We start from the raw sequence: 17,332 nt of genomic DNA, 5'->3' as shown, positions 1-17,332 counted from the left end.
TTTCCCGCAATCCCGACGTTCAGCGGATTTCGCCCGTGGCGGGCTCGCCCCGCAGGGCCGAATCCAGGTAGGCGCTGCGCGCGCGCGCGTCTGGGAACCGCATGTCGCGGTAATTCACGAAACGCGAGCCGCGCGCTATCCGGTAGCCCGCCCAGATCAGCAGGAACAGCGGAATGCCGATGTAGGTGGCCACCACGCCGCCCCAGTCGATCCGGTCCTGCAGGAAGGCCTGGTAGTTCTGGCCCAGCGTGATGATCAGGCACAGCACGAACGCGAAGATCGGACCGAACGGGAAAAACGGCGACACATAAGGCAGATCAGCCAGGCTGTTGCCCTGCTTCACGTAGCCCCGGCGGAACCGGTAGTGGCTGATCGCAATGCCCAGCCACGCAATGAATCCCGTCATCCCCGAAGTATTCAGCAGCCAGATGTAGACCGCGTTCGGACTGAAGATGAAGGTGAAGAAGCACAGCGCCGCCACGACCGTGGTGGCCAGCAGCGCCCACAGCGGCACGCCGCTGCGCGAAATGCGGCCGAAGATGCGCGGCGCCTTGCCTTCCCGGGCCAGGCTGTAGAGCATGCGCGTGGCCGCGTACATGCCCGAATTGCCGGCCGACAGCACTGAAGTCAGCACCACGGCGTTCATGACGGACGCCGCCCCCAGCAGGCCAGCACGCTCGAAGATCAGCGCGAAGGGACTGACGCTGATGTCCTCGACGTCGTTGCGCAGAAGGTGCGGATCGGTATAGGGGATGAGCAGGCCGATGACTAGGATCGCCGCCACGTAGAACAGCAGGATGCGCCAGAAGACCTGCCGCACGGCGCGCGGCAGATTGCGCGCCGGGTCCTTGGATTCGCCGGCCGCGATGCCGATCAGCTCTGTCCCCTGGAACGAAAAGCCGACCACCATCGCCACGCCGATCAGCGCGGCGAAGCCGCCCGCGAACGGCGCGTCGCCCACCGTCCAGTTGGCCAGGCCGCCGGTTTCGCCGCCGCGGATGATGCCCAGCAGCATCAGCACGCCCATGGCGACAAAGCCCAGCACAGCCAGGACCTTGATCAGCGCGAACCAGAATTCCGCTTCGCCGAAGCCGCGGGCGGACATGGCGTTCAGTCCGAAGGTGATGGCCAGGAACAAGGCGCTCCAGTAAAAGCCGGGCACGTCGGGAAACCAGTACGCCATGACGAGCTGCGCCGCCACCAGGTCCACCGCCACCGTGACGGCCCAGTTGTACCAATAGTTCCAGCCCAGCGCGAAGCCGAAGCCGTCCTCGACATAGCGCGCGCCGTAGGTGGAAAACGAACCCGACACCGGCATGGCGGCCGCCAGCTCGCCCAGGCTGGTCATCAGGAAATAAACCATGATGCCGATCAGCACATAGCCCAGCAATGCGCCGCCGGGGCCGGCCTTGGCGATGGTCGCGCCCGAGGCGACGAACAGTCCGGTGCCGATCGACCCGCCCACCGCAATCATGGTCAGGTGGCGCGCGGACAGCGTGCGCCGCAATTCGGAAGGGCCATTGCCCTCCGCCTTGCGCGTGCCGCCTGAGCGGCGATCATCGTGTTCCGATGGTGCCAAAATGCATTCCTTCACGTCTTGAAGGCGCCCATGCGGGCAAGCCCCGGGCGCCCGGGAAATTCCGAGCAACGCGCGAGAATAGCGCAATCGGCCCTGACATGAAAAACGGCGCCGCGCCGGGGACGGATCATCCCCCAAGCGCCCCGCCGGATCATGGAATTATTGAAACGCTGTTTCCATGAAGGTGCGCAGCTTGCGGGAGTGCAGCCGTTCAGGCGGCATGTCGCGCAGGCGCTCCAGGGCCCGGATACCGATCTCCAGGTGCTGGTTCACCTGGCGGCGGTAGAACGCGCTGGCCATGCCCGGCAGCTTGAGTTCGCCGTGCAAGGGCTTGTCGGACACGCACAGCAAGGTGCCATACGGCACGCGGAAGCGGAAGCCGTTCGCCGCAATAGTGGCCGACTCCATGTCCAGCGCAATCGCGCGTGACTGCGCGAAGCGTTCCACCAGCTCGACGTGGTCCCGCAGCTCCCAGTTGCGGTTGTCGATCGTGGCCACGGTGCCCGTGCGCATGATGCGCTTGAGGTCCCAGCCCGACAGCCCAGCCACTTCTTCCACCGCCTGCTCCAGCGCCACCTGTACTTCCGCCAGCGCGGGCACCGGCACCCACGTCGGCAGGTCGTCGTCCAGCACGTGGTCCTCGCGCACATAGCCGTGCGCCAGCACGTAGTCGCCCAGCCGCTGGGAATCCCGCAGGCCGGCGCAATGGCCCAGCATCAGCCAGGCATGCGGGCGCAGCACGGCGATATGGTCGGTGATGGTCTTGGCGTTGGACGGACCCACGCCGATGTTCACCAGGGTGATGCCGGAATGGTCGCCGCGCACCAGGTGGTAGGCGGGCATCTGCGGCAGGCGCACCGCCTGGCCGTCGTCGCCCGGGCCGCTTTCGCCGCGCCGCGTGATGCGGTTGCCGGGCTCGACCAGCATTTCGTAGTCTTCGTTGCCGCTGGCCATGAGCGCGCGCGCCCGGGCGCAGAACTCGTCTACGTAGAACTGGTAGTTGGTGAACAGCACGAAATTCTGGAAATGCGCCGGCGCGGTGGAGGTGTAGTGCTGCAGCCGGTGCAGGGAGTAATCCACGCGCTGCGCGGTAAACGGCGCCAGCGGCTTGGGCTCGCCTTCCTTGCCGCGCCAGGAGCCATTGACGATGGCATCGTCCGTCACCGCCAGGTCCGGCACGTCGAACAAGTCGCGCAAGGGGCGTTTGAGCGCCTCCAGGTGCTCGCCTTCCACGTAGGCGCCCTCCGGGAAGGCGAAATGCAGCGGGATCGGCGAATCCGACTCGCCGACCTCCACCGCCACCCGGTGATTCTGCAGCAACTGCCCGACCTGCTCGATCAGATAGTCGCGGAACAGCGCCGGCTGGGTGATGGTCGTCTGGTAGATGCCGGGCTCGGCCACATGGCCGTAGGACAGCCGGGTATCAATGGGGTCGTAGGTTTCCACGACGATGCGGATGGCCGGGTAGTAGGCCCGGGCCCGCTCGCGGCCATTGCCGGTGCCCTTCAGGACCTCGCGGAAGGCGGCCCTCAGGAAAGCCGTATTGCGCGCATAGATTTCAACCAGCCGGTCCACCGCGGACTCGGCGTCCTGGAAGGGTTCGAAGGGCAAGGCGTCAGGCCGGTTCATGGACGACAAAGGGTGCACTGCGTTCATCATTGAGCTTTACTCCGCCTTCTTGTCTGTCTTGCTCTCAGCTTCGGCCGCGGGCGGCAGGCAAGCCCGAAGGCCCGGACCGATGCCGTCGATTATGCACGAGCGGATGAAATATGAAGTGTCATCTCCCGCCATTGCGGCGAGTGCGAAGTCGGCTTGCCCCGGCCGGAAGGCCTGACGGACGTTCCCGTTACGACTTCCCGGAGCAGCGAGTAACCCGGCGGCCTGGATAATGCTGCATTGCACTACAAATGTAATGAAACTTTATTCCACTATAATCGGGAAGCGTTCCGGGCGTTCTGCCCATGAACCTCCCCTTTCCGCCGGCTTGCCTTCCCCAGGCAAAGCCATGCCGCCCACTCCGATTTTTGAAGTGACGTAATGACGCCGCCCACGCGAAAAGTCCGATTTGCCAATTTCCGCACACCCGCATTCCTGTCAGCGCCCCTCCTGGCCCTGACCCTGTCCTGGATTCCCGGCGCCGCCCAGGCGTCCCTGGCCTCCGAACAAGCCCGCCCGACCCTCAGCGGCCTGCGCCTGGCGCAAGAGCCCACCGTGCCCACGCTGCGCGAACGCGTCGTCCAGGCCGGCCTGGACGCCATCGGCACCCCCTACAGCTGGGGTGGCGACGACGCCGAAGGCTTTGATTGCAGCGGGCTGGTCCTGTATGTGTACCGCGAGATCGCCGGCCTTGACCTGCCCCGCACCGCGCGCGCCCAGCGCAGCGAGGGACAGACCGTCGCCGCCAAGAAAGAACTGCGCCCTGGCGACCTGGTGTTCTTCGCCACCCGCGGCCGCGGCGTAACGTCCCATGTCGGCATCTATATCGGACAGAACAAATTCGTCCATGCGCCCCGTCGCGGCACCAAGGTGCGGGTGGACGACATGAAGACAGCCTATTGGGCCAAGCGCTACCTCGGCGCCCGCGCCTACCTGGATACGCCTCCCAAGCAGATGCTGGCCCAGGCCTCGCGCTGAGCCAGGCACTTGCGGACGGCGCCCGGCGGGCGCCTGGGGAGCGTGATAGCCGGAACGCCTGAACCGTGCCGCCACGGTTCAGCGGTCCCGGAATGGCTCAGCCGCGGCCCACAAAGGGCATGTTGGTCGCCATGATCGTCATGAACTGCACGTTGGCATCCAGCGGCAGGCGGGCCATTGCGGCCACCGCCTGGGCGACGTGCGCGACGTCCATGCGGGGTTCGACCTTGGTGCTGCCATCGGCCTGCAGGATGCCGGCGGCCATGCGTTCGGTCATGTCGGTGGCCGCATTGCCGATGTCGATCTGGCCGCAGGCGATGCCGTAGGGCCGGCAATCCAGCGAGATCGACTTGGTCAGCCCCGTCACCGCGTGCTTGGTGGCGGTATAGGCGATGGAGAACGGCCGCGGCGCATGCGCCGAAATCGACCCGTTGTTGATGATGCGGCCGCCGCGTGGCGTCTGCGTCTTCATGATGCGGATGGCGGCCTGCGCGCACAGGAACATGCCGGTCAGATTCGTGTCGACCACATCGCGCCAGACTGCAACCGGCAGCTCTTCGATCGGCACGGCCGGCGCGCCGCGCCCGGCGTTATTGAAAAGCACGTCCAGGCGGCCATATTCGCGCTGCGCGGTATCGAACAGATCGCGCACGGCTTGCTCATCGGCCACGTCCGTGGGCACCACCAGCGCCCGCAAACCGTCTTCCCCCGCCGCCGTGCGGGTGGCTTCCAGGGGTTCGCGCCGGCGGCCCGCCAGCACGACACGGTAACCCTGCGCCAGAAATTCCAAGGCCACCGCGCGGCCTATGCCGGTGCCGGCGCCGGTGACCAGGGCTACGCGGGGCGGGTCGATCTCGTTCGTGTTCATCGGATTCTCCTTCTTATCAATCGGCGAAATGCTACCCGAATCGTCCCGCCGATACTGCAAGCGAAGGTTCCAAGCGCAACACAGTTTCAGCGCGCCGCACGGCCGTCATAAAGCCGGCCCATTCCGCGCGCTTTGCCTGCCTTCGCCCCGCTGACCCGCCCACGCGATCGGCCGCGATTTGCTATTCTTCGAGTCTTAGCATCACACGCCGGTCACATTCATTCATGCACGCCACCCCCGGAAACGTCTTCATGGTCGTCGCGCCCAGCGGCGCCGGCAAGTCCAGCCTGGTCAAGGCCCTGCTTGCCCAGGATCCGTCCATCCTGCTGTCCATTTCCTGCACGACGCGCGCGCCCCGCCCCGGCGAAGAAGACGGCCGCGAATACCGGTTTGTGTCGACCGACGAATTCAAGCTCATGCGCGACGCCCAGAACCTGCTGGAATGGGCGGAAGTGCACGGCAATTTCTACGGCACGCCCCGCGACCGCATCGACGAAGCCACCAGCCAGGGCCGCGACGTGCTGCTCGAAATCGACTGGCAAGGCGCGCGCCAGGTGAAGCAGCGCTTCCCCCGCGCCATCGGCATCTTCGTGCTGCCCCCGTCGATCGACGAACTCGAAAACCGCCTGAAGGCGCGCGGCCAGGATGCGCCGCAAGTGATCGCCCGCCGGTTGCTGGCCGCGGGCGGCGAAATCGCCCACGCGCCTGAATGCGAATATGTTATTATTAATCAAGAATTTAGCGTGGCCCTGTCGGAACTGACCCAAATAGTCAGCGCCGCTCGGCTGCGTTTTTCGTCTCAGGCCGCACGCCACGCCGAGTTGTTCGCTCAGCTTGGCATCCCGGCCGAACACTGAGCCGAAAGCATTCTCCCCATCTTCCATCAGCACCAGGTGTCCTAATGGCTCGCATTACCGTCGAAGACTGTCTGAATCAAATCCCCAACCGTTTCAAGCTCACGCTGGCCGCGACGTACCGCGCCCGTGAATTGGCGCAAGGCCACGCCCCGCGCCTGGACAGCAAAGACAAGCCTACGGTCACTGCACTGCGCGAAATCGCAGGCGGCCTAACCGGCGTGGAAATGCTGCGTAAAGTTCCCACCTGATTCTTTCCGGGGGGCGGCAAGCATGGCTTTTCCCGGGCTGAAGTACGCTTCATCAGGTCTGCTTGCCGCACTGCGTGCCGGCTCCCGCCTAGGCCGCCGCACGGGCAAGAAAGACAAGAATTCCCCTACGCCACCGTCCGTCGCCGCGCAAGAAGCGGCGGACGCGACCGCTTCTCCGGTCGCATCGCTGGCGCCGCTGACCGAAATCATCGGCAGCTATCTCGACAAGAAAGATGTAGAACGCGTGCGCGAAGCCTATCGCTTCGCGGACCAGGCGCACCTGGGCCAGTTCCGCGCCAGCGGCTCGCCCTACATCTCGCATCCCATCGCCGTCACGGAAATCTGCGCGGGCTGGAAGCTCGACGTCAACGCGCTGTCCGCCGCCCTGCTGCACGACGTGATGGAAGACCAGGGCATCGCCAAGCACGAGCTTGCCGAAAAATTCGGCCCTGAAGTCGCCGAACTGGTCGACGGCCTGTCCAAACTGGACCGCCTGGACTTCGCCACCAAGGCCGAGCAGCAAGCCGAGAGCTTCCGCAAGATGCTGCTGGCGATGGCGCGCGACGTGCGCGTCATCCTCATCAAGCTGGCCGACCGCCTGCACAACATGCGCACGCTGGACGCGGTCAATCCGGAAAAGCGGCGCCGCATCGCCCGCGAAACGCTGGACATCTACGCGCCCATCGCGCACCGGCTAGGCCTGAACCTGCTGTTCCGCGAACTCCAGGACCTGTGCTTTGCCGCGATGTACCCGAACCGCTACCAGGTGCTGTACAAGGCCGTGCTGGCCGCGCGCGGCAATCGCCGCGAAGTCATCACCAAGATCGCCGATTCCGTGCGGGCGGCCCTGCCCGCCGCCGGCATCGAGGCCGAGGTCAGCGGGCGCGAAAAAACCCTGTTCGGCATCTACCGCAAGATGGTCGACCAGAAAAAGTCGTTCTCGGACGTCCTCGACATCTACGGGTTTCGCGTCGTGGTGCACACCCTGCCGGAATGCTATCTGGCGCTGGGCACGCTGCACCAGCTCTACCGGCCGGTGCCCGGCAAGTTCAAGGACTACATCGCCATTCCCAAGGTGAACGGCTATCAGTCCCTGCACACCACCTTGGTCGGCCCCTACGGCACGCCCGTGGAGTTCCAGTTCCGCACCCGCGACATGCACCATGTCGCCGAAGAAGGCGTGGCCTCGCACTGGCTGTACAAGGGCGCCGACCTTACGCTCAACGACCTGCAGAAGCGCACCCACCAGTGGTTGCAGTCGCTGCTGGACATCCAGAGCCAGACCGGGGATTCCGGCGAATTCCTGGAACACGTCAAAGTCGACCTATTCCCCGACGCAGTCTACGTGTTCACGCCCCGCGGCAAGATCATCTCCCTGCCTCGCGGCGCCACGCCCGTGGACTTCGCCTACGCGATCCACACCGACATCGGCAACCAGGCGGTCGCAGCCAAGGTCAATGGCGAATTCGTGCCCCTGCGCACCGAACTCAACAGCGGCGACACGGTCGAGATCGTCACCTCGCCCGCCTCGCGCCCCAATGCGCAGTGGCTCAACTATGTGCGCACCGGACGCGCCCGCTCCGAGATCCGGCACTACCTGCGCACGGTCAAATACGAAGAATCGGTGGCCTTCGGCGAGCGCCTGCTGGGCCAGGCCCTGCAAGAGCTGCACATGCCCCTGCCCGCCACTGACGACCCAGCCTGGCAGAAGCTGGCGCGCAGCACCGGCGCCAGTTCGCGCGAGGAAATCCTGGCCGACATCGGGCTGGGCAAGCGCCTGGCCGCTGTCGTCGCCCGCCGCTTCGCGCCCGAGCACCAGCTTGTCGCCACCACGGCCGCCGCCGTGGACGAACTGACCTCCGCGCGCAGCGCTCCCATCCTGATCCAGGGCAACGAAGGTCAGGCGGTCCAGTTGGCGCCCTGCTGTGGTCCGCTGCCCGGCGACCCCATCGTGGCCGGCATGCGCATGGGGCACGGACTGGTGGTGCACACTGCCGATTGTCCGGTGGCATTGCGCCAGCGCCTGCGCGAACCCGAACGCTGGATCAACGTCGGCTGGGACGCCCACACCGCCAAGCACCTGGCCACGCGCCTGGACATCGTCACGCGCAACGAGCGCGGCGTGCTTGGCCGGCTGGCGGCGGAAGTCACCGCCGCCGATGCGAACATCATGCATGTGACGATGCACGACGACGCGGTGTCCACGGTGTCCCTGCACCTGACCATCCAGGTCGACAGCCGCAAGCACCTGGCGCAGGTCATCCGCGCCATCCGGCACGTGCCGCAGGTTCAAAAGATCGTCCGCGTGAAGGGCTGACCACGACCTTCAGCTAGGCACCAAAGCGTCCGGCAATGCCGGACGCTTTTTTACGCCTCAGGATACGTGCTGCAGGAAGTCCTTGAGCCGCTGACTGGGCGGATTGCTCAGTAGGTCCTCGGGCGGACCGTCGTGCGCAACCTTGCCGCCGTCGATGAAAATCAGGCGGCTGCCGACCCTGCGCGCGAACTCCATTTCGTGCGTCACGACCACCATCGTCATGCCCTCTTCCGCCAGGTCGCGCATCACCTTGAGCACTTCGTGGCGCAGTTCGGGATCCAGGGCGGAGGTGGGTTCATCGAACAGCATGAGCTTGGGCTTAATCGCCAGCGCCCGGGCGATCGCCACCCGCTGCTGCTGGCCGCCAGAGAGCTCAGCCGGATAGTGGTTCATGCGTTCGGCCAGGCCAACCTTGGCCAGCAGCGCCTTGGCCTCTTCGCGCGCTTCGGCGCGGCCCTGGCCGCGCGTATGCACCGGGCCGAACATGACGTTTTCCAGCGCCGTCATCTGGGGAAACAGATTGAACTGCTGAAAGACCATGCCCGCCTCGCGCCGGATCTCGCGCACCTGGGCAGGGTCACCCTTCACGCTCAGGCCGTCGACGAGCAGGTCGCCGTCGTTGATGGTTTCCAGCACGTTGATGCAGCGCAGGAACGTGGATTTGCCGGACCCCGACGGACCGACCACCACTACGACCTCGCCCGCGTCGATGTTGAGCGAAATGCCGTTGAGCACCGTGGACTCGCCGAAGCGCTTAGTGACGTTGTGAAATTCGACCATGCTCATAAGATGCGCATCCTCTTTTCCACCAGGTGCAGAGTCAGGGCCATCAGGCCGGTCAGGATCAGGTAGATGATTGCGACCGCCGACCAGATCTCAACCGCCCGGAAGTTGCTGGCCATGATTTCCTGGCCTTGCCGCGTCAGTTCGGCCACGCCGATGACGATAAAGAGCGAAGAGTCTTTCAGGCTGATGATGCACTGGTTGCCCAGCGGCGGAATCATGCGCCGGAACGCGACGGGCCCGATGATGTGCAGCAGGATCTTGTGGAAGGGCAGCCCCATGGCCTGCCCCGCCTCCCGCAAGCCCTTGTGCACCGACAACAGCGAACCGCGCACGATTTCCGAAATGTACGCGCCCGAGTTGATGATGAGGGTGGCGATGGCCGCCCATTCGGCATCCACCCGGATATCCGCCAGCAATGGCAAGGCGAAGTAGATGAACATGACCTGCACCACGATCGGCGTGCCGCGGATGACCGCGACATAGACCTGCGCGATGCCAGACAGGATCGCGTTCCCGTAGGCCCGCGTCACGCCCGAAAGCGCCCCCAGCAGGAAACCGCCCGCCAGGCCCCAGAATGTGATCTTGATGGTCATCAGCGTACCCTCAAGCAGATTGGGTAGCGCCCCCTCGATTACAGACCAGTCGAACTCCACGATCATCCCCCCTTAGGCGCGCTGGCGCGCCGCATCATGGCGGGCGCGCCGGCGGGAGGGTAGCCATCCCCCACCCGCCGCCTGACTGGCGCACCCCTGGATAGTGCCGCCCGCGAAGCCGGTCAGGGCTTCTTGCCGAACCACTTGGTGTAGATCGCGTCGTACTCGCCGCTGGCCTTGAGCGCGGCGAGCGCCTTGTTCACCTGGGGAACCAGATCGCTGCCCTTGGGGAAGGCGATGCCGTAGAAGTCGCCGCTCTTGACGGACCCGACCACCTTCACGCGGCCCTTGCCCGCCGTGTTGGCGTAGTACTGAACGTTGGGCGTGTCGTGCACGGCGGCGTCGACGCGTCCGGTCGCCAGTTCCAGGTAGGCGTTGTCGATATTGGGGAACAGCTTGAGCTTGGCGTCGGGCACCTGGGCTCTCAGGAAATCCACGGTGGCGGTGCCGGTCTTGACGGCGACGGTCTTGCCGGCCAGGGATTTGGCATCCTTGATGTCGGTGTTCTTGTCGCTCACCAGGATCGCCAGGCCGCTTTCGTAGTAGGGATCGGAAAAGTCGATGACCTTCTTGCGGTCATCGCGAATCGTGATGCCCGCCAGCGCGACGTCGATGTTCTTGGTCTGCAGGCCCGGGATGATGCCCGCGAAGTCCATCGGCTGCAGCTTGTACTTGAGTTTGAGTTCCTTGGCGATGGCCGCCCAAAGATCCACGTCGAATCCCGTATAGGTATTACCCTGCTTGAACTCGAACGGCACGAAAGCGGTATCGGTGGCCACCACCAATTCCCTGCCCTGGGCCTGGGCGGCCGAGGCGGCGCCGAACATGGCCACGGACAGGCCGACCAAGGCGGCGGCAACTTTACGTTTGATCATGAAACTCTCCTCTTGGGGAGCGCCAGGCACCCCTGGGTTGTTGTAAGGGCATGATTCCTGGGCCGCGCCGGGACCGCCGGCGCAACTTATCGACGATCTTAACGCATGAGCCGTCACCCGGCGGCCCCCGGAAAATTTACAATCCGCGAGACACCCGGAGGTTTGCCATGGCCTACAAATACGTACGCATCGCAGGAAACCGTCGCCAGGTTGGCGTGGCGCTGGGCAAGCTGGCCCGGCCGATCATGGCCGCCTACCTGGACCAGAGCGGCGCCTGGGAAGCCCTGCGGCCATGGCGCGGCCATCCGTATGTGGACGAGCTGGCGCAGCAGGCGCAGGCGGCCCTGCCCCAGGTCTGGGAAGAACTCGAGGGAATGGCCGAGGGCCTGCGCATGCCGGTCAAGGACGTGCTGCTATGGCATTGCCGCGGCGATCTGCTGCACAGCACCACGGACGGCTGCACGTCCGTCGCCCTGAAGGCCGCCGACGGCTCGCGCTGGATCGGCCACAACGAAGACGGCGATCCCTACCTGCATGGCCGCTGCCACCTGGTGGACGTCGCCCTGGAAGGCGCGCCGGGCTACCTGAGCTTCTATTACCCCGGATCGCTGCCGGGCCACACGTTTGGGGCCAACCGCGCCGGACTGGTCCAGACCATCAACAACCTGCGCACCCGCCAGCGGCACCCGGGCGTGCCGCGCATGCTGCTGGCGCGCGCGGTCCTCGACTGCGCGACGCTGGACGAAGCGCTGGACCTGCTGCGGGGCCTGCCGCACTCAGGGGGCTTCCACCACACGCTGGCCGCGGCTACGGACCCGCGCATCGTCAGCGCGGAGGTCACGCCGGGTTCGGTGTCCTTCCTGGAAATCGGCAGGCGCTACGGCCACGCCAACCACATGGTGCATGTCGAGACCCGCGGACAGCCGCAGATCATCACCGATTCCTCGCGCGCGCGGCAAAACCGCATCGAAGGCCTGGTGGACGGATGGTCCGCCGATTCGGGCAGCGCGGACATGCTCGCCGCCCTGCTCGACACGGAAGGCGCCCTGCCCATCCTGCGCACGGCGCGCGACGATCCGGACGATGAAAACACGCTCGCCACCGCGATCTTCGAGATACGCGATGGCGAGGTGGTGCTGCGCGTCTACGACCGCAAGACGCGCGCGGACATCGCGCTGGACGTGATGTCCGATCCCGGCTGACCGGAACCGGACGCCACGCCTGCGCCGATCAGGCCGTGCCGTAGCCGCCGCCTCCCGGCGTCTCCACCACGAACACGTCGCCCGGATGCAACTGGGCGCTGTCCTGCGGACCCAGTTCCTGGATGCTGCCGTCTGCGCGCTCGACCGTGTTGCGGCCCATTGCGCCCGGCTGCCCGCCGGCCAGGCCGAACGGCGCAAAGCGGCGGTTGTTCGACAGGATGGCCGCGGTCATGTCTTCCAGGAAGCGGATGCGGCGCACGCCGCCGTCGCCGCCCGGATACCTGCCCGCGCCGCCCGAGCCCTTGCGGATCTCGTACGACTCCAGCCTGACCGGGAAACGGAACTCCAGCACTTCCGGATCGGTGAGGCGCGAGTTGGTCATGTGCGCCTGCACCACCGACGTGCCGGCGAACCCTTCGTCGCCCGGACCCGCCGCGTCGATACGCACTGGACCCGCCCCCGTGCCGCCCGAGATGGTCTCGTAGTACTGGTGGCGCGCATTGCCGAACGTGAAGTTGTTCATCGTGCCCTGGCTGGCCGCCAGGACGCCCAGCGCGCCGTACAGCGCGTTGACGATGCACATGGAGGTTTCCACGTTGCCCGCCACCACCGAGGCCGGCGGGTTCGGACGCAGCATCGAGCCTTCCGGCACGATGATGGACAGCGGCACCAGGCAGCCGTCGTTCAGCGGGATGTCGTCATTGACCATCGTGCGGAACACGTACAGCACCGCCGCCACGGCGATCGCGCCCGGCGCGTTGAAGTTGTTATCCAACTGCGCCGACGTGCCGGTGAAGTCCACCACGGCGCTGCGCGCGGCGGTGTCGACGCGCACGGCCACCCGGATGACCGCGCCGTTATCCAGCGGATACTCGTAGCTGCCGTCCTTGAGCACCGAGATCACGCGGCGCACCGCCTCTTCGGCGTTGTCCTGCACGTGCCCCATGTAGGCGCGCACGACGTCCAGGCCAAAGTGGTCGCACATGCGCAAGAGCTCCTGCACGCCCTTTTCATTCGCGGCGATCTGCGCGTGCATGTCGGCGATGTTCTGGTCCGGATTGCGCGCCGGCCAGCGGCCCGAGCCCAGGATGTCGCGCGCGGCCTGCTCGCGGAACTCGCCGTTCTTGACCAGCTGGAAGTTGGTGAACAGCACGCCCTCGTCTTCCACCGTCTTGGAATCCGGCGGCATCGAGCCCGGTGTGGTGCCGCCGATGTCGGCATGGTGGCCCCGCGAACCCACGTAGAACAGGATCTCGCGCCCCGCCTTGTCGAACACGGGCGTGATGACCGTGACGTCGGGCAGGTGCGTCCCGCCATGATAGGGATCGTTCACCACGTAGGCGTCGCCCGGCATCATCTTGCCGGCGTTGGCGTTCATGACCGTGCGGACCGATTCGCCCATGGAGCCCAGGTGCACCGGCATGTGCGGCGCATTGGCGATCAGGCGGGCCTGGGCGTCGAAGATCGCGCAGGAGAAGTCCAGGCGTTCCTTGATGTTGACCGAGTACGCCGTGTTCTGCAGGCGGTAGCCCATCTGTTCGGCGATGGACATGAAGAGGTTGTTGAAGACCTCCAGCATGACCGGATCAGCCTGCGTGCCGACCTTGCGGCGTTCGGGGCGGGCTTCGACGCGGCGGATCACGAAGTGGTCCTGCGCCGTCAGTTCGGCCTGCCAGCCGGGTTCCACCACCGTGGTCTGGTTGGGTTCGGAAATGATGGCGGGACCCGCCACCACATCGCCGCCGGCCATGTCTTCACGCACATACAAGGGCGTGTCGCGCCACGCGCCGGCGCTGTACATGCTGACCACGCGGCGCGCGGCCAGCGCCCCTTCGCGGGTGCGCGACGTCGATGCCTCGCCGACGCGCTCGCCGCCGCCCGTGGCCTCGACCGAAATGGTCTCGACCACAAGTTCGCGGTTGGGCATCAGGAAGGAATAGCGCTGGCGGTAGGCGGCCTCGAAATCGCGGCGCGCCTGCTCCAGGTCGGTGTAGGCCACTTCCAGCGCGGTGTCGGTGCCGCGGTACTTCAGGTGCAGGCGGCGCTGCACGCTGATGTCGGCCTCGGCGACGTGCTGGCGGCGCAGTTCGCCCACCGCCTGGCCGGCCAGGACGTCGAGCTCGTCCTTCAGCTCGCCCATCAGCGCGGCGTCCAGCACCTTTTCGACCGTCTTCTGGCGCATGTCGGTCTGATCCGCCAGGCCCATGCCATAGGCCGACAGCACGCCGCCCAGCGGATGGGCGAACACGGTCGTCATGCCCAGCGCATCGGCCACCAGGCACGCATGCTGGCCGCCCGCGCCGCCGAACACGGTCAGCGCGTATTCGGTCACGTCATGGCCGCGCTGCACCGAAATGCGCTTGATGGCTTCGGCCATGTTGCCCACGGCGATCTCGAGGAAGCCCTCGGCCAGTTGCTCGGGCGACATCTCGCGGCCGGTGGCGGCGCGCACCTCGTCGGCCATGGCCGCAAAGCGTTCGACCACGGCCTCGCGGTCCAGCGCCTCGTTGGCCTCGGGGCCGAACACCTTGGGAAAGAAGTCCGGCTGGATCTTGCCGAGCAGCACGTTGCAGTCGGTGACAGCAAGCGGCCCGCCCCGGCGATAGCACGCCGGTCCGGGATTGGCGCCTGCGGAATCCGGCCCGACGCGCAGCCGCGCGCCGTCGAAATGCAGGATGGAGCCGCCGCCCGCCGCAACGGTATGGATGCTCATCATGGGCGCGCGCATGCGCACGCCGGCCACCTGGGTTTCGAATTCGCGCTCGAATTCGCCCGCGTAGTGCGACACGTCCGTGGACGTGCCGCCCATGTCGAAGCCGATGACCCGAGGAAAGCCCGCGATTTCACTGGTGCGCACCATGCCGACGATGCCGCCGGCCGGCCCGGACAAAATGGCGTCCTTGCCGCGGAAGCGGTGCGCGTCGGTCAGGCCGCCGCTCGATTGCATGAACATCAGGCGGATGCCCGGCAGTTCGCCGGCCACCTGGTCCACATAGCGCTTCAGGATGGGCGACAGGTACGCGTCCACCACGGTCGTGTCGCCGCGCGACACGAACTTGATCAGCGGGCTGACTTCGTGCGACACCGAAACTTGGGTGAAGCCGATTTCAGCGGCAATCCGGCCGGCCAGCTGTTCGTGCGCCGTGGCGTGCCAGGCGTGCATGAACACAATCGCGACGGCGCGAATGCCGGCGTCGTAGGCTGCCTGCATGTCCTTGCGCAGGGCGGCTTCGTCCAGCGCGCGGATGATCTCGCCATCAGCGGCCACGCGCTCGTCCGCCTCGACGACGGATTCGTAGAGCATCTCGGGCAGCAGCACGTTGCGGTCGAACAGCCTTGGACGGTTCTGGTAGGCGATGCGCAGGGCATCGCGAAAGCCGCGGGTCGTGACCAGCAGCGTGCGTTCACCCTTGCGTTCGAGCAAGGCGTTGGTGGCCACCGTGGTGCCCATCTTCACGCACTCGACCTGATCGGCGGGCACGGGCTGGCCGGGCGCGATGCCCAGCAGCTTGCGGATGCCGGCAACCGCCGCATCGCGGTATTGCTCGGGGTTCTCGGACAGCATCTTCGCCGTGGTGGTGCTGCCATCGGGGCGGCGCGCCACGATGTCGGTAAAGGTGCCCCCACGGTCAATCCAGAATTGCCACTTCATAGGTATCCTCGAAAACAAGAGGCCGCCGGGGCGCGTTCGGCCACGGTCGGGTTGCTGATATCGGGGCAAGCCCCGCGTGTTGGGTTCAGAGAGAGGTCGCGGCCCGCGCCGCCTGGTCGTACAGGCCCGACAGCGCGCGCAGCGTGTGGGCCAGCTGGCGGCTGAAATCCAGCCCGCCCCCGCCCGGCGCGTCCAGCCCCGAGGTCAGGCATTGCTCGCGGATTTCGCCGTAGCGCCTGAGGATCGCCGCCCCTTCGGGCGTGACGCTGTAGAAGACTTCCTTGCTGCTGCGTTCGCCGCGCACCACGCCCAGCCGCTCAAGCTTCTTGAGCGCGTAGCTGACGATGTGGGTGTCTTCCACGTTCAGGGTGAAGCAGATGTCGGCGAGCTTCTTGGGCCGCTGCCGGTGGTAGACGTGGTGGAACACCATGACATCGGTGGGCGTCAGGTCGGGCAGGCCCGCCGCCGCCATGCACCGGACCGTCCAGCGGTCGAAGGCGTGGCTGGCGATCATCAGGCCGAACTCCACCTCGGAGAGATCGGGCGCGCTGCCGCCGGCCAGATGGGCCGACGACGCAATCAATGCGGATGTCATAAGAGGCGGAAACCAAGTTTATTTGAGTGAAATACTAATAATTTATCTATATTTCATCAATAAAAAATAGCGACCGGCCGCGGCAATTTGCCCGTTTCAAGGGAATACCCCTAGCAGGAAAGGCGTGCTGGCGGACTCAGGGCGCCGACCAGCCCATGGGAAGATTCGCGCGGATCAGCCAGCCGGCGATGGAAATGCGCGCGGCAATGTCCGGCATGGGATCGCCCGGGCCGAACCAGCGCGCGTCGGCGATTTCGTCTTCCTGGACGCGGATGTCGCCCGACACGTAGTCGGCCGTGAACGCGACCATCAGCGAATGCGGAAACGGCCACGACTGGCTGCCGAAGTACTGGAGGTTGCCGACCTTCAGCCCCACCTCTTCGAAGATTTCGCGGTGCACGGTCTGCTCGATGGACTCGCCGGGCTCGACGAAGCCGGCCAGCGCCGTATAGCGGGCAGTCGGCGAGTTGGCGTGGCGCGCCAGCAGGATGCTGTCCCCCTTGCGGATCAGCACCATCATGGCCGGCGAAATGCGCGGATAGGCCGAAAAGCCGCAGGACGGGCAGCGCAGGCAGAACTCGTGGCTGACGCGTTCGGCGGGCGTGCCGCAGGCGCCGCAGAACCGGTGCGTGCGCGCCCATTCCGCAATCTGGTAGGCGCGGCCGGCCAGCGCCATGCCTTCGTCGTCGAACACGCCAAACAGCGAGCGCAGCTTCTTGAACGCGTAGCCGTGCGGCGCTTCGAGGGCGGGATCGACGCATGCGGTGCGGTACGGGGAGCCCGCCTGCATCCAGACCGGCTGCAGCGCTGCGGCCTGCAGGCCGATACGTTCACACAACGCCGTATCCGGCAACACGCTGGACGATTCTTCGACCAGCAATTCATCACGGCGAAAAACGAAATTCACACTGCCCTCGGCACCACGTATGCAATTGCGCAATCTTAGAAGAAAAAGCCGCTGCCGGATCGCTGCGGACGGCATCGGGCCGAAACATTGAACCTTGAACCAACGCGCAACGGCGCCCCCTTAGGAATTACCCGTAAAGGCGCGATTTCCCGCGCTTTG

Annotated in this window: 14 protein-coding genes; 5 read left to right on the top strand and 9 right to left on the bottom strand. The window is 65.9% G+C overall.

Features of this window, described 5'->3' with window-relative positions:
* Positions 1 to 19: 19 nt before the first annotated feature.
* Both KYC_RS07110 and KYC_RS07105 read right to left on the bottom strand, forming a co-directional pair.
* Entirely contained in the window at positions 20 to 1,507 is a 1,488-nt protein-coding gene (locus tag KYC_RS07110) for an amino acid permease (protein WP_139026499.1), read from the bottom strand.
* A gap of 231 nt (positions 1,508 to 1,738) precedes the next feature.
* Complete coding sequence (locus KYC_RS07105; RefSeq protein ID WP_420796106.1) at positions 1,739 to 3,238, bottom strand: AMP nucleosidase; 1,500 nt, start codon at positions 3,236 to 3,238, stop codon at positions 1,739 to 1,741.
* Between the two features lie 378 nt (positions 3,239 to 3,616).
* On the opposite strand from KYC_RS07105, the gene KYC_RS07095 reads away from it, so the two are divergent.
* The gene (locus tag KYC_RS07095; RefSeq protein ID WP_008160384.1) at positions 3,617 to 4,213 is read left to right on the top strand and encodes a C40 family peptidase; all 597 of its coding nucleotides are present in this window, start codon (positions 3,617 to 3,619) and stop codon (positions 4,211 to 4,213) included.
* 97 nt (positions 4,214 to 4,310) lie between these two features.
* On the opposite strand, the gene KYC_RS07090 is transcribed toward KYC_RS07095, so the two are convergent.
* Entirely contained in the window at positions 4,311 to 5,081 is a 771-nt protein-coding gene (locus KYC_RS07090) for an SDR family oxidoreductase (protein WP_008160381.1), read from the bottom strand.
* Between the two features lie 224 nt (positions 5,082 to 5,305).
* On the opposite strand from KYC_RS07090, the gene gmk reads away from it, so the two are divergent.
* From gmk to KYC_RS07075, 3 genes are read left to right on the top strand one after another with little or no spacing between them, the layout of a single operon-like run.
* Complete coding sequence (gene gmk, locus KYC_RS07085) at positions 5,306 to 5,938, top strand: guanylate kinase (RefSeq protein WP_081478003.1); 633 nt, start codon at positions 5,306 to 5,308, stop codon at positions 5,936 to 5,938.
* Positions 5,939 to 5,982: 44 nt separating this feature from the next.
* Entirely contained in the window at positions 5,983 to 6,186 is a 204-nt protein-coding gene (gene rpoZ / locus KYC_RS07080; protein WP_006219679.1) for a DNA-directed RNA polymerase subunit omega, read from the top strand.
* Positions 6,187 to 6,208: 22 nt separating this feature from the next.
* Complete coding sequence (locus KYC_RS07075) at positions 6,209 to 8,503, top strand: RelA/SpoT family protein (RefSeq protein WP_008160370.1); 2,295 nt, start codon at positions 6,209 to 6,211, stop codon at positions 8,501 to 8,503.
* Positions 8,504 to 8,560: 57 nt separating this feature from the next.
* Here KYC_RS07075 and glnQ read toward each other — a convergent pair whose 3' ends face one another.
* The 3 genes from glnQ to glnH form a co-directional block, all read right to left on the bottom strand.
* Entirely contained in the window at positions 8,561 to 9,289 is a 729-nt protein-coding gene (glnQ, locus tag KYC_RS07070; protein WP_043517782.1) for a glutamine ABC transporter ATP-binding protein GlnQ, read from the bottom strand.
* Positions 9,286 to 9,942 carry a glutamine ABC transporter permease GlnP gene (gene glnP, locus KYC_RS07065; RefSeq protein WP_008160365.1) on the bottom strand — a complete coding sequence of 219 codons (657 nt, stop codon included), beginning with the start codon at positions 9,940 to 9,942 and terminating at the stop codon, positions 9,286 to 9,288. The genes glnQ and glnP overlap by 4 nt, the downstream gene beginning before the upstream one ends.
* A gap of 122 nt (positions 9,943 to 10,064) precedes the next feature.
* Positions 10,065 to 10,817 (bottom strand): glutamine ABC transporter substrate-binding protein GlnH, encoded by a 753-nt coding sequence (gene glnH, locus KYC_RS07060; protein ID WP_008160363.1) that lies wholly within the window; start codon positions 10,815 to 10,817, stop codon positions 10,065 to 10,067.
* A 167-nt stretch (positions 10,818 to 10,984) separates the two neighbouring features.
* Between glnH and KYC_RS07055 the strand changes: the two genes are divergently transcribed.
* Complete coding sequence (locus KYC_RS07055; RefSeq protein ID WP_008160361.1) at positions 10,985 to 12,019, top strand: C45 family autoproteolytic acyltransferase/hydrolase; 1,035 nt, start codon at positions 10,985 to 10,987, stop codon at positions 12,017 to 12,019.
* Between the two features lie 28 nt (positions 12,020 to 12,047).
* Here the strand turns inward: KYC_RS07055 and KYC_RS07050 are convergent, their stop codons facing one another.
* From KYC_RS07050 to nudC, 3 genes are all read right to left on the bottom strand, one after another.
* Positions 12,048 to 15,671: a hydantoinase B/oxoprolinase family protein gene (locus KYC_RS07050; RefSeq protein WP_008160360.1), complete on the bottom strand. Its 3,624-nt coding sequence runs from the start codon at positions 15,669 to 15,671 to the stop codon at positions 12,048 to 12,050.
* An 85-nt stretch (positions 15,672 to 15,756) separates the two neighbouring features.
* Positions 15,757 to 16,266 carry a winged helix DNA-binding protein gene (locus tag KYC_RS07045; protein WP_043517780.1) on the bottom strand — a complete coding sequence of 170 codons (510 nt, stop codon included), beginning with the start codon at positions 16,264 to 16,266 and terminating at the stop codon, positions 15,757 to 15,759.
* A gap of 136 nt (positions 16,267 to 16,402) precedes the next feature.
* On the bottom strand, positions 16,403 to 17,173 hold the full coding sequence (gene nudC, locus KYC_RS07040) for an NAD(+) diphosphatase (RefSeq protein WP_043517778.1): 771 nt from the start codon (positions 17,171 to 17,173) through the stop codon (positions 16,403 to 16,405).
* Positions 17,174 to 17,332: the final 159 nt, after the last annotated feature.

Origin of the sequence: Achromobacter arsenitoxydans SY8 (assembly GCF_000236785.1) — a bacterium.
Taxonomy (GTDB): Bacteria; Pseudomonadota; Gammaproteobacteria; order Burkholderiales; family Burkholderiaceae_B; genus Achromobacter; species Achromobacter arsenitoxydans.
The sequence above is the reverse complement of the archived record's forward strand: the minus strand, read 5'-3'. Positions and strand labels throughout refer to the sequence as shown.

Coding starts and splice junctions, on each gene's coding strand:
- KYC_RS07050 (WP_008160360.1), bottom strand. CDS start 15,671: ATGAAGTGGCAATTCTGGATTGACCGTGGGGGCACCTTTACCGACATC.
- KYC_RS07075 (WP_008160370.1), top strand. CDS start 6,209: ATGGCTTTTCCCGGGCTGAAGTACGCTTCATCAGGTCTGCTTGCCGCA.
- KYC_RS07045 (WP_043517780.1), bottom strand. CDS start 16,266: ATGACATCCGCATTGATTGCGTCGTCGGCCCATCTGGCCGGCGGCAGC.
- glnQ (WP_043517782.1), bottom strand. CDS start 9,289: ATGAGCATGGTCGAATTTCACAACGTCACTAAGCGCTTCGGCGAGTCC.
- KYC_RS07055 (WP_008160361.1), top strand. CDS start 10,985: ATGGCCTACAAATACGTACGCATCGCAGGAAACCGTCGCCAGGTTGGC.
- KYC_RS07105 (WP_420796106.1), bottom strand. CDS start 3,238: ATGATGAACGCAGTGCACCCTTTGTCGTCCATGAACCGGCCTGACGCC.
- rpoZ (WP_006219679.1), top strand. CDS start 5,983: ATGGCTCGCATTACCGTCGAAGACTGTCTGAATCAAATCCCCAACCGT.
- KYC_RS07095 (WP_008160384.1), top strand. CDS start 3,617: ATGACGCCGCCCACGCGAAAAGTCCGATTTGCCAATTTCCGCACACCC.
- glnH (WP_008160363.1), bottom strand. CDS start 10,817: ATGATCAAACGTAAAGTTGCCGCCGCCTTGGTCGGCCTGTCCGTGGCC.
- KYC_RS07090 (WP_008160381.1), bottom strand. CDS start 5,081: ATGAACACGAACGAGATCGACCCGCCCCGCGTAGCCCTGGTCACCGGC.
- gmk (WP_081478003.1), top strand. CDS start 5,306: ATGCACGCCACCCCCGGAAACGTCTTCATGGTCGTCGCGCCCAGCGGC.